The 21,661-nt window shown below is 68.0% G+C and carries 14 protein-coding genes and 1 pseudogene; 12 read left to right on the plus strand and 3 right to left on the minus strand.

From position 1 onward, the window contains the following. Positions 1–11: 11 nt before the first annotated feature. The 4 genes from RT688_RS14070 to RT688_RS14085 all read left to right on the plus strand — a co-directional run bounded on the left by RT688_RS14070 (position 12) and on the right by RT688_RS14085 (position 6,366). Positions 12–1,802: an acyl-CoA dehydrogenase C-terminal domain-containing protein gene (locus tag RT688_RS14070; protein ID WP_313705477.1), complete on the plus strand. Its 1,791-nt coding sequence runs from the start codon at positions 12–14 to the stop codon at positions 1,800–1,802. A 20-nt stretch (positions 1,803–1,822) separates the two neighbouring features. After that, positions 1,823–4,219: a 3-hydroxyacyl-CoA dehydrogenase/enoyl-CoA hydratase family protein gene (locus tag RT688_RS14075; RefSeq protein WP_313705478.1), complete on the plus strand. Its 2,397-nt coding sequence runs from the start codon at positions 1,823–1,825 to the stop codon at positions 4,217–4,219. Positions 4,220–4,243: 24 nt separating this feature from the next. After that, on the plus strand, positions 4,244–5,440 hold the full coding sequence (locus RT688_RS14080) for an acetyl-CoA C-acyltransferase (protein WP_313705479.1): 1,197 nt from the start codon (positions 4,244–4,246) through the stop codon (positions 5,438–5,440). Positions 5,441–5,592: 152 nt separating this feature from the next. Then, positions 5,593–6,366 (plus strand): enoyl-CoA hydratase, encoded by a 774-nt coding sequence (locus RT688_RS14085; RefSeq protein ID WP_313705480.1) that lies wholly within the window; start codon positions 5,593–5,595, stop codon positions 6,364–6,366. A gap of 65 nt (positions 6,367–6,431) precedes the next feature. Here RT688_RS14085 and RT688_RS14090 read toward each other — a convergent pair whose 3' ends face one another. Beyond that, the gene (locus RT688_RS14090) at positions 6,432–6,947 is read right to left on the minus strand and encodes a hypothetical protein (protein WP_313705481.1); all 516 of its coding nucleotides are present in this window, start codon (positions 6,945–6,947) and stop codon (positions 6,432–6,434) included. 222 nt (positions 6,948–7,169) lie between these two features. Here RT688_RS14090 and RT688_RS14095 point away from each other — a divergent pair, with 222 nt between their 5' ends. From RT688_RS14095 to RT688_RS14125, 7 genes are all read left to right on the plus strand, one after another. Beyond that, on the plus strand, positions 7,170–9,176 hold the full coding sequence (locus RT688_RS14095) for an MHYT domain-containing protein (protein WP_313705482.1): 2,007 nt from the start codon (positions 7,170–7,172) through the stop codon (positions 9,174–9,176). A gap of 152 nt (positions 9,177–9,328) precedes the next feature. Then, positions 9,329–10,981: an acid phosphatase gene (locus tag RT688_RS14100; RefSeq protein WP_313705483.1), complete on the plus strand. Its 1,653-nt coding sequence runs from the start codon at positions 9,329–9,331 to the stop codon at positions 10,979–10,981. 257 nt (positions 10,982–11,238) lie between these two features. Continuing rightward, positions 11,239–12,114 (plus strand): DUF4142 domain-containing protein, encoded by an 876-nt coding sequence (locus tag RT688_RS14105; RefSeq protein WP_313705484.1) that lies wholly within the window; start codon positions 11,239–11,241, stop codon positions 12,112–12,114. A 121-nt stretch (positions 12,115–12,235) separates the two neighbouring features. Beyond that, entirely contained in the window at positions 12,236–12,802 is a 567-nt protein-coding gene (locus RT688_RS14110) for a DNA-3-methyladenine glycosylase I (protein ID WP_313705485.1), read from the plus strand. Further along, entirely contained in the window at positions 12,799–14,478 is a 1,680-nt protein-coding gene (gene mnmC / locus RT688_RS14115; RefSeq protein WP_313705486.1) for an FAD-dependent 5-carboxymethylaminomethyl-2-thiouridine(34) oxidoreductase MnmC, read from the plus strand. Before RT688_RS14110 ends, mnmC begins: the two co-directional genes overlap by 4 nt. Before the next feature lie 93 nt (positions 14,479–14,571). Next, the gene (locus tag RT688_RS14120) at positions 14,572–15,279 is read left to right on the plus strand and encodes a HAMP domain-containing sensor histidine kinase (protein WP_313705487.1); all 708 of its coding nucleotides are present in this window, start codon (positions 14,572–14,574) and stop codon (positions 15,277–15,279) included. Further along, positions 15,276–17,018: a response regulator gene (locus RT688_RS14125; protein ID WP_409521918.1), complete on the plus strand. Its 1,743-nt coding sequence runs from the start codon at positions 15,276–15,278 to the stop codon at positions 17,016–17,018. The genes RT688_RS14120 and RT688_RS14125 overlap by 4 nt, the downstream gene beginning before the upstream one ends. 114 nt (positions 17,019–17,132) lie before the next feature. On the opposite strand, the gene RT688_RS14130 is transcribed toward RT688_RS14125, so the two are convergent. Continuing rightward, entirely contained in the window at positions 17,133–20,420 is a 3,288-nt protein-coding gene (locus tag RT688_RS14130) for a patatin-like phospholipase family protein (protein ID WP_313705489.1), read from the minus strand. Positions 20,421–20,566: 146 nt separating this feature from the next. Then, positions 20,567–21,181 carry a PhaM family polyhydroxyalkanoate granule multifunctional regulatory protein gene (locus tag RT688_RS14135; RefSeq protein WP_313705490.1) on the minus strand — a complete coding sequence of 205 codons (615 nt, stop codon included), beginning with the start codon at positions 21,179–21,181 and terminating at the stop codon, positions 20,567–20,569. Between the two features lie 111 nt (positions 21,182–21,292). Between RT688_RS14135 and RT688_RS14140 the strand changes: the two are divergent. Beyond that, positions 21,293–21,661, plus strand: a pseudogene (locus RT688_RS14140) (hypothetical protein); the annotation flags it as partial.

Here is a 21,661-nt window from a genome sequence, read left to right on the forward strand (position 1 = left end):
AGGAGAAAACCATGGGTCAGTACGTCGCGCCAATTCGGGATATGCAGTTCGTTCTGCACGAATTCCTCAACGTCACCGAAGAGTTCAAGAACTTGCCGGCGTACCAGGAGATCGACGCCGACATCATCAACCAGGTGCTGGAAGAAGGCGCGAAATTCACGCAGGAAGTACTGTTCCCGCTGAACCACTCCGGCGACCGCGAAGGCTGCCACTTCGATGCGGCGACCAAGACCGTCACCACCCCGAAGGGCTTCAAGGAAGCCTATAAACAGTACGTCGAAGGCGGCTGGGCTGCGCTGGCCTGCGATCCGGAATACGGTGGCCAGGGCCTGCCGGTCTCGCTGAACAACTCGTTCTACGAAATGCTGAACTCGGCCAACCAGGCCTGGACCATGTACCCGGGCCTGTCGCACGGCGCCTACGAGTGCCTGAAGGAACACGGCACCGAAGAGCAGAAGAAGTTCTACCTGCCGAAGCTGGTCTCGGGCGAGTGGACCGGCACCATGTGCCTGACCGAAGCGCACTGCGGCACCGACCTGGGCCTGCTGCGCTCGAAGGCCGAGCCGCAGGGCGACGGCACCTATAAAATCACCGGCTCGAAGATCTTCATCTCGGCCGGCGAGCACGACGTGGCCGAAAACATCGTTCACCTGGTGCTGGCGCGCCTGCCGGACGCACCGGAAGGCTCGAAGGGCATCTCGCTGTTCCTGGTGCCGAAATTCCTGCCGAACGCCGACGGTTCGATCGGCGAGCGCAACCCGATCTTCTGCGGCGCCATCGAAGAAAAGATGGGCATCCACGGCAACGCCACCTGCCAGATGAACCTGGACGGCGCCGTCGGCACCCTGATCGGCCAGCCCCATAAAGGCCTGAACGCGATGTTCGTGTTCATGAACGCCGCCCGCCTGGGCGTCGGCATGCAGTCGCTCGGCCTGACCGAAGTGGCTTACCAGAACGCCCTGGTCTACGCCAAGGACCGCATCCAGATGCGTTCGCTGTCGGGCCCGAAGGCGCCGGACAAGCCGGCCGACCCGATCATCGTGCACCCGGACGTGCGCCGCATGCTGCTGACGGCGAAAGCCTACGCCGAAGGCGCCCGCGCGCTGACCTCCTACGTCGCGCTGCAGATCGACCGCGAACTGAACCACCCGGACGAGGAAGTGCGCAAGGAAGCGGCCGGCGAAGTCGCGCTGCTGACCCCGATCGTCAAGGCCTTCATCACCGACAACGGCTGGATCGCAACCTCGGAAGCGATGCAGGTCTACGGCGGCCACGGCTACATCAGCGAGTGGGGCATGGAGCAGTACGTGCGCGATGCCCGCATCAACATGATCTACGAAGGCACCAATACCGTGCAGTCGCTGGACCTGCTGGGCCGTAAGATCCTGATGGACAACGGCGCCAAGCTGCGCGCCTTCGGCGAGAAGATCAAGAACTTCGTCGAAGAGAACGGCCTGGACGAGCAACTGTCCGAATTCGTGACCCCGCTGGGCGAGCTCGGTGAAAAGGTCACCAAGCTGACCATGGAAATCGGCATGAAGGCCTTCACCAACCAGGACGAAGTCGGCGCCGCCGCCGTGCCTTACCTGCGCGTGGTCGGCCACCTCGTGTTCAGCTACTTCTTCGCGCAGATGGCGAAGATCGCGCTGGAAAAGAAAGACTCGGGCGACAAGTTCTACGAGTCGAAGCTGCACACCGCGCGCTTCTACTTCGCCCGCCTGTACCCGGAAACCGCCATGCTGATCCGCCAGGCACGTTCGGGCGCAAGCAACCTGCTGGCGATCGACGCCGACCTGTTCTAACCGCTTCTAGGGATAAAACCATGACCAATTTCACCGTCAAGAAAGTTGCAGTCCTGGGCGCGGGCGTGATGGGCGCGCAGATCGCTGCGCACTGCGTCAACGCCAAGGTGCCTGTCGTCCTGTTCGACCTGCCTGCCAAGGAAGGGAACAAGAACGGCATCGTCCTGAAAGCTATCGAAGGCCTCAAAAAGCTGTCGCCTGCGCCGCTGGGCAACAAGGAAGACGCCGCCCTGATCCAGGTCGCCAACTACGAGGACAACCTCGAGCTGCTGCTTGGGTGCGACCTGATCATCGAGGCGATCGCCGAGCGCATGGACTGGAAACACGACCTGTACAAGAAGGTCGCCCCGCACATCGCCCCGAACGCCATCTTCGCGTCGAACACCTCGGGCCTGTCGATCAACAAGCTGGCCGAAGGCTTCGACGACGAACTGAAGGCGCGCTTCTGCGGCGTGCACTTCTTCAACCCGCCGCGCTACATGCACCTGGTCGAACTGATCCCGACCACCTCGACGAAGCCGGAAATCCTCGACCAGCTCGAGACCTTCCTGACCTCGGTGCTCGGTAAGGGCGTGGTGCGCGCGAAAGACACCCCGAACTTCATCGCCAACCGCGTCGGCATCTTCGGCATGCTGGCCACCATCCACGAAGCCGAGAAGTTCGGCCTGTCGGTGGACGTGGTCGACGACCTGACCGGCGCCAAGCTGGGCCGCGCGAAATCCGGCACCTTCCGTACCGCCGACGTCGTGGGCCTGGACACCATGGGCCACGTCATCAAGACCATGCAGGACACCCTGCAGGACGACCCGTTCTTCAGCCTGTACAAGACGCCTGACGTCCTGGCCAAACTGATCGAGAAGGGCGCCCTGGGCCAGAAAACGGGCGGCGGCTTCTACAAGAAGGTCGGCAAGGACATCCAGCGCCTGGACTTCGCCACCGGCGAGTACGTGCCGAGCGGCGCCAAGGCGGCCGACATCGTCGCGCGCATCCTGAAGGAAAAGGACCCGGTCAAGAAGTTCAAGGCCATGCGCGAATCGACCAACCCGCAGGCGCAGTTCCTGTGGGCGATCTTCCGCGACGCCTTCCATTACATCGCCTTCCACCTCGACACCATCGCCGACAACGCGCGCGACGTCGACTTCGCGATGCGCTGGGGCTTCGGCTGGAGCGTCGGTCCGTTCGAGACCTGGCAAGCCGCCGGCTGGACGCAAATCGCGCAGTGGGTCAAGGAAGACATCGACGCCGGCAAGGCGTTGACCAACGCACCGCTCCCAAGCTGGGTCTTCGAAGGCCAGGTCGCCGAGAAGGGCGTGCACACCGCCGAGGGTTCGTACTCGGCTTCGTCGAACAGCTACGTGCCGCGTTCGACCCTGCCTGTGTATGAGCGCCAGGCCTTCCGTGCACCGGTGCTGGGCGCCGGCGCACAAGACGCCAAGACCGCCGGCACCACCGTGTTCGAGGACGACTCGGTGCGCCTGTGGCACACCGGCGACGAGGTCCTGATCATCTCGCTCAAGACCAAGATGCACGTCATCGGCGACGGCGTCATCAAGGGCATCCAGCGCGGCCTGAAGGAAGCGGAAGCCAACTTCAAGGGCCTGGTGATCTGGAACACCGACGCCACCGAAGGCGGCGCCTTCTCGGCCGGCGCCGACCTGCAATCGGCCCTGCCGGCCTTCATGACCGGCGGCGCGAAAGCGATGGAGCCGATCGTCAAGGAACTGCAGGACACCTTCATGCAGATGAAGTATTCAAACGTCCCGGTCGTGGCGGCGGTGGCCGGCTTGGCCCTGGGCGGCGGCTGCGAGATGGCCCTGCACGCGTCGAAGCGCGTGGCCTCGATCGAGTCCTACATCGGCCTGGTCGAAGTCGGCGTGGGCCTGGTGCCTGCCGGCGGCGGCCTGAAGGAAGCCGCGGTGCGCGCTTTCACTGAGGCGAAGGGCAACGACATCCTGCAATTCCTGAAGACCGGTTTCACCAACGCGGCCACCGCGCAGGTGTCGAAGTCGGCCCTGGAAGCAAAGGCCATGGGTTACCTGAAGGAAGACGACATCATCGTCTTCAACCCCTACGAACTGCTGCACGTGGCGAAGGTCACCGCGCGCTCGATGTTCGACGCCGGCTACCGCGCGCCGCTGCAGCGGCAGGTAGCCGTCACCGGCCGCTACGGCTGGGCGACCATCCGCGGCCAGCTGGTCAACATGCGTGACGGCGGCTTCATCTCGGCCTACGACTACCACCTGGGCGACACCATCGCCGAGATCGTGACCGGCGGCGACGTCGACCAGGGCAGCGTCGTGTCCGAGCAGTGGCTGCTGGACATGGAACGCAAGGCCTTCGTCGCGCTGCTGAACAACCCGAAGACGCAAGAGCGGATCATGGGCATGATGCAGACCGGCAAACCGGTGCGTAACTAACGCTGAACAGACAGGACGACCAACATGAGCAAACAACTTCAAGACGCATACATCGTCGCAGCGACCCGCACCCCGATCGGCAAGGCGCCGCGCGGCATGTTCAACAAGACCCGCCCGGACGACCTGCTGGTCGCCGCCATCAAGGGCGCCATGGCCGCCGTGCCGAACCTGGACCCGGCCCTGATCGTCGACGCCATCGTCGGCTGCTCGTTCCCGGAAGCGGAGCAGGGCTTCAACATCGCCCGTAACTCGGTGGTGCTGGCCGGCCTGCCGAACACCGTCGGCGGCGTGACCGTCAACCGTTACTGCGCCTCGGGCATCACCGCCCTGGCCATGGCGGCGGACCGCATCCGCGTCGGCGAAGCCGACGTGATGATCGCCGGCGGCGTGGAATCGATGTCGATGGTTCCGATGATGGGCCACCATCCGTCGATCAACATGGAGACCTTCAAGGACGAGAACGTGGGCCTGGCCTACGGCATGGGCCTGACCGCCGAAAAAGTGGCGCAGCAGTGGAAAGTGTCGCGTGAAGACCAGGACGCCTTCGGCCTGGAATCGCACCGCCGCGCCATCGCCGCCCAGCAGGCCGGCCTGTTCAAGGACGAGATCACCCCGGTCGAGATCGTCACCCGCACGCCGAATCTGGCCACCGGTGAAGTGTCGGTCAAGCGCCGCACGGTCGACGCCGACGAAGGCCCGCGCGCCGACGCCAGCATGGAGTCGATGGCCAAGCTCAAGCCCGTCTTCGCCGCCAAGGGCACCGTCACCGCCGCGACCTCGTCGCAGATGTCGGACGGCGCCGGCGCGCTGATCGTCGTCAGCGAGAAGATCCTGAAGGAGCACAACCTGACCCCGCTGGCCAAGTTCTCCTCGTTCGCCGTGCGCGGCGTGCCGCCGGAGATCATGGGCATCGGCCCGAAGGTCGCGATTCCTGCAGCGCTGGCCGCCGCCGGCCTCACCCAGGACCAGCTGGACTGGATCGAGCTGAACGAAGCCTTCGCCGCCCAGGCGCTGGCCGTGATCCGCGACCTGGGCCTGGACACCAGCAAGGTCAACCCGATGGGCGGCGCGATCGCCCTCGGCCACCCGCTGGGCGCCACCGGCGCGATCCGCGCCGCGACCGTCGTGCACGCACTGCGCCGCAACAACCTGAAGTACGGCATGGTGACGATGTGCGTCGGCGCCGGCATGGGCGCGGCTGGTATCATCGAGCGCGTTTAATTTCGATAGTGGCCGTATCGACGTGTGCGTTGATGCGGCCTTTACCTATCGCCGCGTGGGCACAGGTGCGCACCCTACATGAGACGGTTTCGTAGGGTGGGCACCTGTGCCCACGCTGTCTTTCGTGCCCCAAAACACCCCGGAGACTGAAAATGACGATCCAGACGAACAAAGAAAACGGCATCCTCACCATCGAATTCAACCGCCTCGAGCGCAAGAACGCGATCACCGGCGCCATGTACCAGACCATGGCCGATGCGCTCAAGGACGCCGACCAGGACCCGGCCGTGCGCGCCGTCCTGATCACCGGCAAACCGGAAATCTTCACCGCCGGTAACGACCTCGACGACTTCCTGAACAACGTCGGCGAAGGCGCGATGACGGAAGACCGTCCGGTGTTCCAGTTCATGAAGGCGCTGGAAGGCTGCAGCAAGCCGGTCGTTGCCGCCGTGGCCGGCGCGGCCGTGGGCATCGGCACCACCATGCTGATGCACTGCGACCTGGTCTATGCCGCCGACAACGCCAAGTTCTCGATGCCCTTCACCCAGCTCGGCCTGTGCCCGGAATTCGCCTCGTCGCTGCTGGTCGCGCAGACCGCCGGCTACACCCGCGCCGCCGAAAAACTGATGCTGGGCGAAGCGTTCAACGCCCAGGAAGCCTTCGAGATGGGTATCGTCGCGCGCGTGCTGCCGGCCGCCGAGCTGCTGGCCTTCGCCCAGGCGCAGGCCGCGAAACTGGTAGCGCTGCCGGCCGCCTCGATCCGCGCCACCAAGGCGCTGATGCGGCGCCCGCGCGCGGCCGTCGTCGCCGAGACCATGGGCGTCGAGAACAAGCAGTTCAGCGCCATGCTGGTCGGCCCGGAGGCGAAGGAAGCCTTTACCGCCTTCTTCCAGAAGCGCAAGCCGGACTTTTCGAAGTTCGATTGATGTAATACTTGGTGTGGCAAAGACCGCCTTGCCTGTGAGGCGAGGTGGTCTTTGCAGGGGCGGGGTCAGCCGTGCCGCGAACCGGCGCTCAGGCGTTCGGCGATGAGGCCGGTGGCGACGGCTTGCAGCACGTGGATGGCCCAGCGCTCGCCGGCCTTGCGCGGTCCGGCCTGGATCTCGCCTTCGGTAATGCCGAGGACAGGGGCGATGGCGCCGATATTCACGGCATACAGCGCCGTGCCGTACAGCGTCCCGAGTGCGAGCGGCGACAGGCCGGGCACGCGTTCGCGCAGTGCCGGCCAGGCGGCGCCGAAAGCCGCCGAGGCGCCGAGGTGATTGACGAACTCGAGCGCGGTGGTGCCGGCATCCCCGATTTTTTCACGGGAATCGGCTACCTCATCGATCCAGTCGACCGCATCGCGGTCGAGTGTCTTCGTCAACATGCCGCTCTTGCGGCCCGCCAGCATGACGACGCTGGTCAGTACGCCCGCGATCAGGCCGCCGACAATGCCTGCTTGCTGTTTTTGCATGAGAAAACTCCGCTGAAGGTCCTGCACGATTGAAAACAGGACGATACCCATGTGCCTTTCCCTGATCGGTTCGGTACAACACGCAAATCGCGCGAAACGTAGCACAATTCTTCTGCAGAACCTTTCCAGCAGTTATCATATGTATCTTTCGGTAAACTTTTTCACCGCTCGGGACCGCACTCCGCGGTAGCCGGTCTATACTGGCAGCCAATCCCGTATTGACAGCTGGCAGGCGCGGCGCCGTCTGCCATGTCCCAGGAGATCCATCAACCCATGCTTATTGGTCGCTACGATCCGTCGCTCGTACTGGTCTCGGTCCTGGTCGCCGTGTTCGCGTCCTATGCCGCGCTGAGCGTGGCCGGCCGCGTCAAGCAGGCGCACGGCTACGCCAGCTGGGCCTGGACCGCCGGCGGCGCGCTGGCGATGGGCGGCGGCATCTGGGCCATGCATTTCATCGGCATGCTGGCCTTCCACCTGCCGATCCCGCTCGGCTACGACCTGCCGCTCACCGTGCTGTCGCTGCTGCTGCCGATCCTCGTCTGCGGCATGGCGCTGTGGCAGCTGCGCGCGCCCGTGCTCGCGCCGCGCCACCTGGCGTCGAGCGCACTCCTGATGGGCGTGGGCATCAATGCGATGCACTACACCGGCATGGCGGCCATGCGCATGTTCCCAAGCATTCAGTATGACCCGTTGCTGTTCGCGCTGTCGGTGCTGATCGCCGTCGCCGCCTCGGCCGGCGCGCTGTGGATCGCCTTTCGCCTGCGCCAGGGTGCTTCCGGCGCCTGGCTGGTCCAGCTTGCCGCCGCGCTGGTGATGGGTTTCGCCGTCGCCGGCATGCACTACACCGGCATGGCGGCCGCGCGCTTCCCCGCAGGCAGCATCTGCCTGGCCGCCGAGGGCTGGATCAATCCGCGCAACCTGGCGCTGATCGTCACCGTCGTCATCGTCGGCATCCTGCTGGTGGCCCTGCTGGTGTCGGTCTACGATGCGCGCCTGCAGGCGCGCGCGGCCAGCCTGGACGCTTCGCTGGCGATCGCCGAGGAGCGCAAGACGCTTTACCTGCACGAAGTCGAGGCGCGCATCGAGGCCGAGCGCCTGAACCAGCTGAAGGACGAATTCCTGTCGACCGTCTCGCACGAGCTGCGCACCCCGCTCAACGCGATCCTCGGCTGGTCGCAGCTGCTGGGCAAGGGGCCGGTCGGCGGCGACATGCTGCGCAGGGGGCTGGAAACGATCGAGCGCAACGCGCGCGCCCAGGCCCAGCTGGTCGACGACCTGCTCGACATGAGCCGCATCCTGTCGGGCAAGGTCAGGCTCGACCTGCAGCCGGTGCGCCCCGCCGAATTCGTCGGCACCGTGGTCGAATCGCTGGGGCCGACGGCGCTGGCCAAGCGCATCCGCCTCGACGCCGAGCTCGACCAGGAGGCCGGCCCGGTGCTGGCCGACAGCGTCCGCATGCAGCAGGTGATGTGGAACCTGGTGTCGAACGCGATCAAGTTCACCCCAGCCGGCGGCGCGGTCGAGGTGTCGCTGTGGCGCGAGGGCGAGCAGGTCGCGATGCGCGTGCGCGATACCGGCGCCGGCATCCGCGCCGACTTCCTGCCCTACGTGTTCGACCGCTTCCGCCAGGGCGACACCTCGACCACGCGCCAGCACGGCGGCCTCGGGCTCGGCCTGTCGATCGTGCGCCAGCTGGTCGAGCTGCATGGCGGCACGGTCGGCGTCGACAGCGCCGGCGAAGGGCAGGGCGCGACCTTCACGGTGCGCCTGCCGCTGCAGCCGGCGCTGCCCGACTGGGCGCAGGCGCCCGATGCGGCGCCCGGCGAGGCGCAGGCGGCCGGTGCGCAGGCGCCGCTGCCCGACCTCTCCGGCACGGTCATCCTCGCGCTCGACGACGACGCCGATTCGCTCGACGTGGTGCGCACGGTCCTGCAGGGCGCCGGGGCCGAGGTCATCGCCGCCGCCTCGCCGCTGGACGCTTTGCGCCTGCTGCAGGAGCGTCGGCCGCAGCTCCTGGTGAGCGACATCGGCATGCCCGACATGGACGGCTTCGAGCTGATCCGCCGCGTGCGCGCGCTTGCCGACAACCAGCTGTGCATGGTGCCGGCGCTGGCGCTGTCGGCCTTCGCGCGCAAGGAAGACCGCGAGCGCGCCTTTGCCTGCGGCTTCACCGACTACATCGTCAAGCCGGTCACGCCGGCGCTGCTGGTCGAGGCGGTGGCCGCCCTGCTCGACGCGGGCGCGCGCAGCGCCGCCGCGCTCGACGCCACGCGGCCGTAAGCCTGCGCCATATTTACTTGTCCTTACGCCGCCACGCAACAGCGGTGCCGGCCAGCGGCCGCGCCGCCGCGCCCCGCGTGCGATAGCTGTTCCCCTTGGGCAAGAAAGAAACGATAATCCCTGCTTCCCGCGCTGAACCACAGGAGAAGCAAGTGCAAGACCACGATCACGACACCAAGGACAACCAACCCGCGAGCCCGGGCCGCCGCCGCATCTTCCAGGCCGCCGCCGCGGTCGGTCTCGGCGGCACGCTGCCGGCTGCCGCCGAGGCCGCGGCAGCGTCGAAGCGCGCCGCCAAACCTGCCGCCTCGCTCGACGCCAAGCTCAAGGCGAACGTCAAGAACGTGGTCGTGATCTACCTCGAAAACCGCAGCTTCAACAACCTGTTCGCCAACTTCCCGGGCCTGGCCGCGCCGCTGCCGGCCAGCGCGGCGCCGCAGAAGGACCGCGACGGCTCGGTCCTGCCGGCCTTGCCGAAGATCTGGGGCGGCATGGTGCCGGGGCGCCAGGACATCGGCGGCAAGGAATACCAGATCGGCGAGGACAAGATCGCCAACCTGCCGAACGCGCCGTGGAAACTGGTCGACGGCGAAGGCCAGCCGCTGCCGGAAGGCCTGGTCACGCGCGACCTGGTGCACAATTTTTATCACAACCAGATGCAGATCAACGGCGGCAAGAACGACGGTTTCGTCGCCTGGGGCGATTCCGGCGCGCTGGTGATGGGCTATTACGGCGAGACCGAGCAGCACCTGGGCCTGTGGCAGATCGCGCGCGAGTACACGCTGTGCGACAACTTCTTCATGGGCGCCTTCGGCGGCTCCTACCTGAACCACCAGTTCCTGATCAGCGGCCGCACGCCGGAATTCTTCAACGCCGCCGAGACCCCGGCGAAGAAGAAGATCGCGGTGCTGGAAGACGGCCCGCAGGGCAACCGCCTGGCGGTGGCGCCGGATTCGCCGAAGAGCGCGCTGGACGGCAAGCCGAAGTTCGTGCATTCCGGCGCGATCACGCCGGACGGGTATGCCGTGAATACCATGGCGCCGCCCTACCAGCCGAGCTGGGTGCGCCCGGCGCCGGGCGGCGACGCCAACATCGCCGACCCGAACGACCCGTCGGTACTGCCGCCGCAAAGCTACGACACCATCGGCGACCTGCTGTCGCGCGCGAACGTCAGCTGGGCCTGGTACGGCGGCGCCTGGCAGGCGGCGATCGACGGCCGCGGCGCCGGCCAGCGCCCGAACTTCCAGCACCATCACCAGCCCTTCAACTATTTCAAGCAGTTCGCGCCGGGCACCAAGGCGCGCGCCGAACACCTGCGCGACGGCGGCCTGGGCGACAGCCCGATCTCGAACCGCTTCATCGCCGACGCGGTGGCCGGCAAGCTGCCGGCGGTCAGCTTCTACAAGCCGCAAGGCAACCTGAACCTGCACGCCGGCTACTCGGACATCGAGTCGGGCGACGCCCACGTCGCCAACGTGATCGAGCACCTCAGGAAGTCGCCGCAGTGGAAGGACATGGTGGTGGTCATCACGTTCGACGAGAACGGCGGCTGGTGGGACCACGTGGCGCCGCCGCAAGGCGACCGCTGGGGCCCGGGTTCGCGCATTCCGGCGATCGTCGTCTCGCCGCACGCGAAGAAGGGCGCGGTCGATCACAACTTCTACGACACCACCTCGATCCTGCGTTTCATCACGCGCCTGCACGGCCTGCCGCAACTGGAAGGCCTGGCTGCGCGCGACGCCGCCTTCAAGGCGCGCGGCGCACGCGGCCCGGGCGACCTGACGGCGGCCCTGAGCTTCCGCTGATCCTCGCAACAGCTTGATCCCCATGGCCGGCCGGGCTTCCCGCGCCGGCCGTTTTTTTGCGCGCGACGTCAAAAAATTGCCGAGCGGCTAACGCGCGCTGGCTTCGAAAACGCGGCGATACACTCCTTTTCGGCTCGGTTGTCGTTCCATTACCGCCTGCGCGGTGTGGACGGCGGACAGGCATGCAATGTCATTTGAACAGGAGCACCGGCACAGGAGACGCGATGCCGGCTCCATCCCCAACCAAGGAGAGCATCATGCAAAAAAACAAGGTATTGAAAGGACTGCTCGCCGTGTCGGCAGTAGCGGCCATGCTCGGCGCCCACGGCGTCCAGGCACAGACCACCTCCACCACCCCGAGCGCCACCGAGATGCAAAGCCAGCAGGGCCAGGGCGGCCAGAACCTGGCGGGCAAGTCGGCCCGTGACGGCGCGGTCGACAACACCAACAGCCAGGGCATGGAAGACCGCAGCGGCCAGGTCGGCTCCAGCACCGCCGGCCAGACCGGCAGCTCCTCGTCGACCACTTCCTCGCATGGCGCGGCCCACCAGAGCGGCAGCAGCAGCGGCAGCGCCGGCATGAGCGGCAGCACCGGCACCGGCGCGGCCGGCATGTCGAGCCAGTCGTCGACCCAGTCCGGCGCCTCGGGCGCGGCCGGCGCCACCGCCAGCGCGAGCCTGAGCAAGGCCGACAGCAAGGCGGTCGTCGACATGGCGATGGCGAACATGGCCGAAGTCGAGGCCGGCAAGATGGCGCAAACCAAGGGCCAGAGCCAGGAAGTGAAAACCTTCGCCCAGCAGATGATCGACGACCACGGCAAGGCCCTGCAGGAAGTGCAGACGCTGGCGCAGTCGAAAGGCGTGACCCTGCCGACCGAGCTCGACGCCAAGCACAAGGCCATGGCTACTAAGCTGGACAAGCTGAGCGGCGATGCCTTCGACCGCGAGTACATGAAGACCGGCGGCCTGAAGGCGCACAAGGACACCGTGGCGATGCTGCAGAAGCACCAGAAGAACGCCAAGGATGCCGACGTGAAGGCGCTGGCGACCAAGATGCTGCCGACCGTCGAGCAGCACCTGAAGGCCGCCCAGCAGATGTCGTCCGCCAAGTCGGGCACCACTTCGGGCAAATAAGCGGGTAGATACACCGCCCGCATCGGGAGGCGGGCTGTCGCAAGACGGCCTGCCTGCCCGTTCTTCCGCGGCCGCGCGGCCGGCGTTCTCCTCGCTCTGCGCCTGGCGTATACTTCCGCGCATGACGACCAAGCGCTGCAACTGGGCCAACCCGGCCAATCCCCGTTACCTCGACTACCACGATCATGAGTGGGGCACGCCCTGCCATGACGAGCGCCGCCTGTTCGAGATGCTCAATCTCGAGGGCGCGCAGGCCGGCCTGTCCTGGGAAACCATCCTCAACAAGCGCGAGAGCTACCGCGCCGCCTTCGACGGCTGGGACCCGGAAAAGATCGCGCGCTACGACGAGGCCAAGGTCGCCGAGCTGCTGGCTAATCCCGGCATCGTGCGCAACCGCCTGAAGGTGGCGGCGGCAATCGGCAACGCCAAAGCCTACCTGGCGCTGCGCGCCGAAGGGCAGACCCTGGACAGCTACCTGTGGGCCTGGGTCGACGGCACACCGATCGTCGGCGACTGGAGCGAGGGCACGCGTCCCAGCAAGACGCCGCTGTCCGACCGCATCTCGAAAGACCTGTCGAAGCGCGGCTTCAAGTTCGTCGGCTCGACCATCGTCTACGCCTACATGCAGGGCATCGGCATGGTCGACGACCACGCTCCGCACTGCTTCCGATACGCGGGAGCGGCGTGACATCCGCATTCGACCCATTCTCGCCGGCGGCGTTGTGGCAGGGTCGCGCACGCTATACCGTGCTGTACACGGATTACGGCGACGGCGCTGCGGCCGCCGCGCTGATCGATGCCTGGCGCGCCGATCCGGCGCGGCCCGCGCGCCTGCACATCGTCGCGCTCATCGCAGGGCTGCTGCCGGGTTTCCACCGCGTCCCGCAGGATGACGACGCCGTCACGCTCGACCTCCTGGCCGCGCCGCTGGAGACGGCCCTGGCCCAGCTGGCGGCGCGCATCGATTGTGCCTACCTGCATGGGGTGCAGGGCAACGGCTTCGCCCGTGCGCTGGCGCGCCTGGCCGCCGCCGATGCGGTCCTGCGCGCCGACGCGCTCGCCGACGAGCAGGTCGCCGCGCTGTCGGCCCAGGGTTTCGTGTTCGATCAAGCGCGGCGCAGCGCGCGCTTCGCCAGCCGAAAGCCGCGCCCGCCCTTGACGCCGGTGCCGCCGCGGCATGCGGTCGTGATCGGCGCCGGCCTGGCCGGCTGCGCGGCCGCGCACAAGCTGTGCGCGCGCGGCTGGCAGGTGACCCTGGTCGAGCGCCATCCGCGCGTCGCGATGGAAGCCTCGGGCAACCTGGCCGGCATCTTCATGCCGCTGCTGTCGAAGGACGACAACATCCCGACGCGCCTGACGCGCGCAGCCTACCTGTACGCGCTGCGCTACTGGGACAGCATCGGCGGCATCGGGCGCGCGATCGAGGGCGCGGCCTGCGGCGTGATGCAGCTGGCGCGCGACGCGGATCATGCGCGGGTGTCGCGCACCATCGCCGCCGCCGGCGCCTATCCGTCCGAGTTCGCCGCGTGGCTGGAAGCGCCCGAGGCGCAGGCGCTGCTCGGCCTGCCGGCGCTTGACGGCGCCTGGCTGTTCCGCCAGGGCGGCTGGGCGCGTCCGGGCAGCGTCTGCGCGGCCATGCTGGACGCCTGCGGCGCGCGCCTGGTGCAGCGCTTCGGTGTCGGCAGCGTGCGCCTCGAACGAAGCGATGACGCATGGCTGGTGCGCGGCGAAGACGGCGCGGTGGTCGCCCAGGCCCCGACCGTGGTGCTGGCCGGCGGCGCGGCCTCGATCCGTTTCGAACAGGCGGCGCGGCTGCCGCTGGCGGCGCTGCGCGGCCAGGTGACCCACCTCGACGCCGCCACGCTGCCGGCGCTGCCCTTCGTGCTGTGCCGCGAAGCGTATTTGACCCCGGCCGCGAACGGCCTGGCCTGCGCCGGCGCCACCTACGACCTCGACGCGGACCCAGGTTTGCGCGCGGCCAGCCAGCAGGAAAACATCGCGCGCCTGCAGGCGCTGGTGTCCGATCCGGAAGCGGGCGCCGGCGCGCCCCTGGCGGGCCGGGTGGGTTTTCGCAGCGTGGCGCCGGACCGCCTGCCGCTGGTGGGCGCGCTGCCCGATTTCGATGCCGCCGGCAGCACCGAGCGCCTGCGCGACGTGCCGCGCCACCCCGGCCTGCACGGCCTGCTCGGGTATGCATCGCGCGGCCTGATCTGGGCGCCGCTGTGCGCCGAACTGCTCGCAGCGAAGCTGGAAAACGAGCCGCTGCCGCTGGAGGCGGCGCTGGTCGATGCCCTCGATCCGGCGCGTTTTGTGTTGCGTGCACGCCGCAGCAGCCGCGTTCCGCAGGGTTCGCAGCTGGAATAAGCGCTGTCTGCGTGCGCGCAAGGCGGCGATGGTGCTGTCCGTGCGTATAATTGGCGTGTGGCAATTTTTGCGCCGGAAGGAGGGCGCCGGCGCATGGACGACACCCCGCATTCCCAGCAGCTCGCGCTGTTTCTTGCCTCGACGGCGCACGACATGAAGAACTCGATCAGCGTGCTCTCGGGCACGCTCGAGCGCCTGCTCGACGGCGCCTCGCCCGAGACCGAGCAGGCGTATCCGCAGATGGCGCAGATGCTGTACCAGACGCGCCGCCTGAACGACAACCTGATGCAGCTGCTGGCCCTGTATAAACGGGTCGGCCAGCCGGAATACCCGTTCGACGTGCAGCCGATCGCGGCAAGCGAACTGGCCGAGCAGGTGGCGGCCCTGGGCCGGGTGCTGCTGCAGGCGCGCGGCATCGGGTTCGAGGTCGAGGTCGACCCCGGGCTGATCTGGCACCTGGACGAGGACCTGATCGTCGGCGTGGTATCGCATGCCGTCAACAACGCGGTGAACTATACGCGCGACCGCGTGCGCCTGGCGCTGCGCCAGGACGGCGAACTGCTCGAGATCCGCGTCGAGGACAACGGCGACGGCTACCCGCGGGCCCTGCTGGAAGCCGGCGCCGCGGCCTTGAGCGGCGTCGCCAGCGGCGTCAACTTCCAGACCAACAGCGCCGGCCTTGGCCTGTACTTCGCGCGCGAGGTCGCGCGCATGCACCGCCATCGCGGCCGCACCGGCAGCGTGCATCTCGAGAACGGCGGGCGGCTCGGTGGCGGCTGCTTCGTGCTGACCCTGCCATGAACGCGCCGCGCAATCCGCCCGTGAATCAACTCAGTGAGCGGCCCAATGAGCAGCCGGCCGAGCGCAAGGCCGAGCAGATCGACTGGGCCGGCAAGAACTATCTCGTCGTCGACGATTTCATCGGCGTGCGCCAGCTGCTGCGCGAGAGCCTGCGCAGCCTGGGCGCGCGCAACATCGACCAGGCGTCCAGCGGCGGCGAGGCCATCGGCCTGCTGGCGAAACTGCGCTACGACGTCGTGCTGTGCGACTTCAACCTCGGCGACGGCAAGAACGGCCAGCAGGTGCTGGAAGAGGCGCGGGTGCGCAACCTGCTGCTGCCGTCGAGCGTGTGGATGATGGTGTCGGCCGAAAAAAGCGTCGAGTCGGTGATGGGCGCGGCCGAGCACCAGCCGGACGCCTACCTGGTGAAACCGATCACCGAAGGCGTGCTGCTCACGCGCCTGAACCGCGCCTGGCACCGCAAGCAGGTGTTCCGCCCGATCGACCAGGCCTATGCCGAGAAGGACTACCTGCGCGCGGCGCGCCTGTGCGACGAGCAGATCGCCGCCAGCCGCGTGCACGAGATCGAGCTGCTGCGCATGAAGGCGCGCCTGATGGAGAAAAGCGGCGAGCCGGAGCGGGCGCGCGAGGCCTACGAGCGCGTGCTGGCGCAGCGCGAATACCAGTGGGCGCGCGCCGGCCTGGCGAAGATCCGGATGGCCAACGGCGAACTGGAACAGGCGCGCCAGATGTTCCTCGGCGTAATCGCCGAGAACCGCTACTACATCGACGCCTACGACCAGCTGGCCCAGGTCTACCAGCAGATGGGCAAGCTGGAGGAGGCCTGCTCGATCCTGGAGCGCGCGGCGAAGCTGTCGCCGAATTCGGTGCCGCGCCAGCGCAACCTGGGCAAGATCTGCCTGAAGCTGGGGAACGTGGGCATGGCCGAGAAGGCCTTCCGCAAGTGCATCTCGGTCGGCGAGTACTCGGTGCGCAAGACGCCCGACGCCTACCTGGGGCTGGCGCGCGTGTGCGGGCTGAAGAACGACCCGAAGGAGGCCCTGGTGCACCTGGGCGCCGCGCAGCGCGAGTTCGGCGCCGAGCATGCCGACATCGGCCTGCGCGCCAAGATCACCGAGGGCCTGGTCTACCACGAGAGCGGCGACTACCGCCTGGCGCGCAAGGCCGGCGACGAGATCGAGGCCTTGCTGGATGCCCGTCCCGAGCGGCCCGACGTGCCGACCTGCCTGGAGATGGCGACCCTGCTGTTCGCCGTCGGCGTGAAGGACGCGCCGGTCGAGCTGCTGTGCTACGTCACCCGCAACAACCACGACAACGCGATGCTGCTCGACGAGGTCCAGGCGATCTTCGCCAAGGCGCGCATGGCCGACGAGGGCGAGGAACTGATCCGCGCGGCGAAGAAGCAGGCCTCGGACCTGATGAACCAGGGTGTGCTGCTCTGGAAGACCGGCAAGCTGGACGAGGCCGTCAAATGGATGCGCAATGCGCGCGCAAAACTGCCGAACAACCAGCGCATCCTGTTCAACGCGGCCCAGGTGCTGATCTCGCACATGCGCGAGAAGGGCTACGCCGAACTGCTCGCCGCCGAGGCGCACGAGGTGCTGGCCCACGTCGACCGCCTGCAGCCGGGGCAGCAGCGCTTTGCGCAGCTGATGGAGCAGCTGGCGGCGCTGGCGCCGAAGGGGGAAGCAGTGGAATCCGAACCGGCACCTGCGGCCTCCGTCGATACCGAGGCCTGATCGAAAGGCGTAGGGTGGGCTCTCGAGCCCACGCGGTGATCGTTATCGGTGCCGATTCCGGGTCCGATGATCTCGCCGCCACCAATCACCGCGTGGGCGGCGCAGCCGCCCACCCTACCTGAACGCATCGCGGCCGCAGCCGCATTGCCCGCCGCACCCGCACGCCGGCCTGGCAGGCACAGGCGGCACCATTGGCGCCAGCCCATGCTCGCGCAGCAAATGCGCACACAACTTCGCGACATCGTGCCCGCCATCCGCCCGTTTTGACGCCGCCGCCGCGCCGCCCAGCGCCGCCCTGACGATGTGGTAGCCCAGCGCCCGGTAGCTCTCGAACTGGGCTTCGTCGAACCACTGGTCGGCGGTGCTCTGGTGCGGGTAGTCGGGATGGGCCTTGCGGTAGTTGAGCACGTCCGCGTTTTCCGAGCCGATGATGGCCGGCTTGATGTACAGGAGGGTGCCGTCGACGCCGCCCGGGTCGACGTGGCTGTAGCGCACCGCGCCCACCGCGCAGCTGCCGCCGCACAGGCCGCTGCCGGCGACCAGGTCCATCTTCGACACGTCCAGCTCGATGCTGACGTGCAGGTCGGTGGCGCACTTGCGGATCGCGTTGCCCAGGTCCTCGAAGGCCATCTCGCGGTCGCTGGCCACGTCCACTGCGACGATCAGGCGGCAGCGCCGCCGCACCAGCTCATAAATGCCGAGGTTCTCGAAGTGGCCGCCGTCGGACAGGTAGACGTAGTTGGCGTCGGCGTTGGTCATGCCGAACAGCTCGGCGATCAGGCTGAACAGGCCGATGCCGGGCGAGGAATGGGTCCACACCGCCTTGCGCGGATTCGGGCACCAGCGGCCCAGGCGCACGTTAAACATCGTCATCAGGAAGTTCAGCGGCGGCGAGGAGTGGGTGCCCATGTTGGGGCTGGCCGCCGCGCCCGACAGCGCCACCGCCATCCCCAGGCGCACGGTGGCGTCGATGTCGCTCGCGCCGGCCTTCGAGGCGTATTCGCGCGTCGGCCGGTAGGCCCCGCGCTGGGCGTCGCGCAGGCCCTGGTTCGGTCCCTGGGCCGGCATCAGCGGCATCTCGAAGCCGCAGAAGCGCGGCGTGAACACGAACGAGGCGGCTTTTCTCGTCTGCCAGGCCAGCTCCTCGCCGCTGACCAGGTTCAGCGCGGTGTTGACGATGTGGTAGGGGCGCTGGCCGGCCAGATCGGCCAGTTGCGGGTCGTCTTCCGGATCGAAACCGGTGAAGGGGTGCGGCTTGCGCGTGCGGCTGCTGGCGCCGAAGTAGGCGCGCACCAGCCGGTTCCGGTACAGCATGTAGAGCGAAAACTTGTTGATGTCGACGCGCCAGCCGAGCAGCAGCGCCGCGCCCAGGAACAGGGAAAAGGCGACCAGCAGGGTGCCGCCGTCGGTGGCCAGCGTGGCGTTGGCGTGCGCCGCGTAGATGCAGGGCAGGGAGATCGGCTGCGGGCAGCGCACCTCGGGCAGGGCGACGCTCGCCTGCACCAGGGCCGAGAGCAGCGCGAACACGCCGATTGTGAAGAAATAGGGCGCCAGGCGCGCCGCCAGTTCGCGCTTGGCGCAGTTGCCGTCCGGGGAACCGGTGGCGCTGCCGCTGCCGGCCTTCAGGCCGAGCCAGGTCATCACCAGCCAGCCGACCGCGGTGCCGGCGTTGGCCAGCGGGTCGAAGGTCAGCCAGGCCCAGTGCAGCAGCGGCGCGCCGAAGAAGGCGACGCCGAACATCGCCACCCAGGCCAGCGAAAAGATCCAAGACCAGGCGCCCTGGCGGCTCCACCATTCGCGGCTGGCGTCGCTGTAGAGGGAGCCGATCAGGCCGATCATCAGCGTCATCGTCACCGAGAACAGCGTCGTCATCAGCGGCATGCCGAAGCTGCCCAGGGCGATGGCGTTGTTCAGGATTCGATGCTGCTGGGGATTCGGCAGCAGCGCCAGCCCCGCCAGCAACAGCAGGGTGCCGACCGCCAGCGCGCCGATCGCGCAGGCGAAGTGACTGAAGCCTTCGAGCAGTTCGGCGCGCGAGACGTCGGGGATGGCGTGGTGGCGTCCGAGCCGCCGTTCCAGCGCCAGCCCGGCGGCGCCGACCAGCAGCGCCGCCATCATCGCCGGGATCAGGGGCCAGGCCAGCAGGCGCGCGAACTTCAGGGGCATCAATTCGGCGACGGCCTCCGGCGCGAAGCTCAGCGCCGCGCCCAGCGACATCGACAGCACCGCGGCGGCGCCGGCGGCGCAGACGACGTAGCCGGCGTTGCGGTAGGGGCTGGTGCGGTCGTGCGCCAGGTACCAGCCGCTGGCCCAGACGATGAAGTAGACCAGGCCCGGCACCAGCAGCCAGGCCAGCCCCCAGCCGTCGAAGCGCGCCGGCAGGCCGACTTCCCAGATCGCCGGCACCACGCCGCCGTGCCGCCACAGGCCGATGCTGACCAGGAATCCCGCCGCCAGCAGCGGCAGGTTGATGAAGACCAGCACCGCCCCTTGCTCGAGCGGGAAGCGGCGCAGGCCGCGCGAGCTTTCCGGCTTGCTGGAAATGCTCAGCGCGATGCAGAACACCGCGACCAGGAACAGGACGATGCCGAGCATCCAGGCGAAGTCGGACCAGGCGGCCCAGGGACCGGCCGGCCCGATGATGCGGTGCACGGCCCAGACCGCGAAGCGCGGCAGCATCAGCAGGGCGCACAGCCAGGCCACCAGCATCGCCAGGTTCAGGCAGGTATTGCGCACGTAGGTGCCGATCAGGGTCCAGGTGTCGGCGCTGAAGGTGCCGCCCTTCGGCGTCAGGTAGTTGCTGTACTGGCGCAGGAACTGGATTTCCACCGGCTCGGCGGCGACCGCCTGGCCGCTCGCTCCGGGCGTGAGCAGGTCCTCCACCGCACGCACGTCGCCGCCGCGTTCGCGGATGCACTTCGACAGCCAGCCGCCGATGAAACCGCCTCCCGACACCGTCGACAGGTAGTCGAAGTCGCGCAGCAGGCGCAGCTCGGCCAGCGCCTGCAGGGCGCCCAGGTTGAAGGTGGCGCTGCGCACGCCGCCGCCGGACAGCGCCAGCCCGGCCAGGGCCGCGCCGTGCGAACGCCGCAGCAGCTCGGCGGCGCAGGCCGGCATCACCTGGTCCTGGCTGCCGTCCGGGCGCGGGCGCAGCAGGTCGAGCTCGTTTTGCAGCACTTCGCTGAACACGCTGCCGCTCTGGGTATCGAGGCGGCGCCAGGTCGCCTCGTCCAGCGGCCCGGTGATCGTCAGGCCCTGCTGCTTGCGGAAGGCGGCGATCGCGCCGGCCAACTGGTCGAGCGTGGCGGCGCGCGCCGGCACGGCGCAGCCGGCGCTCTCGAGCTTGCGCCGCAGGTCGGCCACCTGCGCGGGGGTGAGACTGGAAAAGTCGACAGTGGACACCTGCGGTCTCCCACAAAACATGCGGACCGGAAAGTGTCGAATGTCAAGCGGCCCGGCCCTGCCTCCAGTTCAGCACGGCTGGGACGCTTGTGATGCCCGTCAAATCAAATGAAGGGCTGGCAATGGGGAGATGCATGCCGGGAGCATCAAGCTTTGTCGGCTTTCGGGCGCGTCTGGCGCGGCCCGCCCATGTCGGTCGGCTCCTTGGGCGGCTGTTCCTTGGCCGGTTTGGCTTCGGGGGCGGGCGCGCCCTCGGCCGGCATGGCGCTGGCCACGGCCTGACGGAACTGCTCCTGCAGCAGGTTCCACCATGCAACGGCGGCCGGCATGGTCGCTTCCGGCGCCGGCGCCGCCGCCGGATCGGCGCCGGGCACGTTAACGCCCGCTTCCTGCGTGCCGCCGGGCGCGAAGAAGGCGGAGAAGGGCGGCACCGCGGCCGTCTGGTCGCCCTGCTTGTTCATAGCCTGGACCATGCTGTCGCTCATCGACTTGAGCGCCGCGATCGTGCCGCGCTGTACTTCCATGGCCTGGATCGAGGTGCGCAGCATCGAGAGGTTCAGGTTGAGCCAGTTCTCGACCGCCTTCAGGTCGGCGATCCGTTTGTCGAGCTCGTCCGTGGACAGGCCGCCCATTCCGGCCGCACCCATGCCGGGCATGCCGGGCATGCCGACGCCGGGCACCTGCATGCCGCCCCACAGGTTCTTCACGAACTCGAGCGTATCGGTCATGCCGGGCACATTCTGCGAGGGAGGTTTGAGCATGGTGGTCTCCATTGGTTGGCTCTGTAGCGTAGCAGATAACTAACAGCTGTTCAAAGACTGGCCGCAAGCTGCTGGACAGCGAGCGGCAGTGGGGACGGGTACACTAGGAACATGATCGTTTCCTTCATTTCCGGACGGCGCCGCGCGCTACTGCTGGGCACGCTCGTAGTGGCGATGCATGCCCTGCTGTTCGCCTGGATGGGAGGCTATGCCGGCATGCCGCGCATCGCCCTGCCCACGCCCGCCGTGGACGTGGTGCAGGCGCGCATGTTGCCCGAGCCAAAGGCGGTGGCGCCCGAGCCGCCGCCGGCGCCGCCCTTGCGGCCGTTGCCGCCGCCGCCGCTTCCCGTGCTGCCGGAATTGCCGTTGGAGGCGGCGCCGGTGCTGGCCGAGGATGCGGTCGGTCCGCCGGTCGCGCCGGGCGAGGGCGGCGTCGGCGAGGGCGCGGCGGCGGCCGCGCCGCCGGCGCCGGTCGTGGCG

The sequence above is a fragment of the Massilia sp. genome, from assembly GCF_032106685.1.
Taxonomy (GTDB): domain Bacteria; phylum Pseudomonadota; class Gammaproteobacteria; order Burkholderiales; family Burkholderiaceae_D; genus Telluria.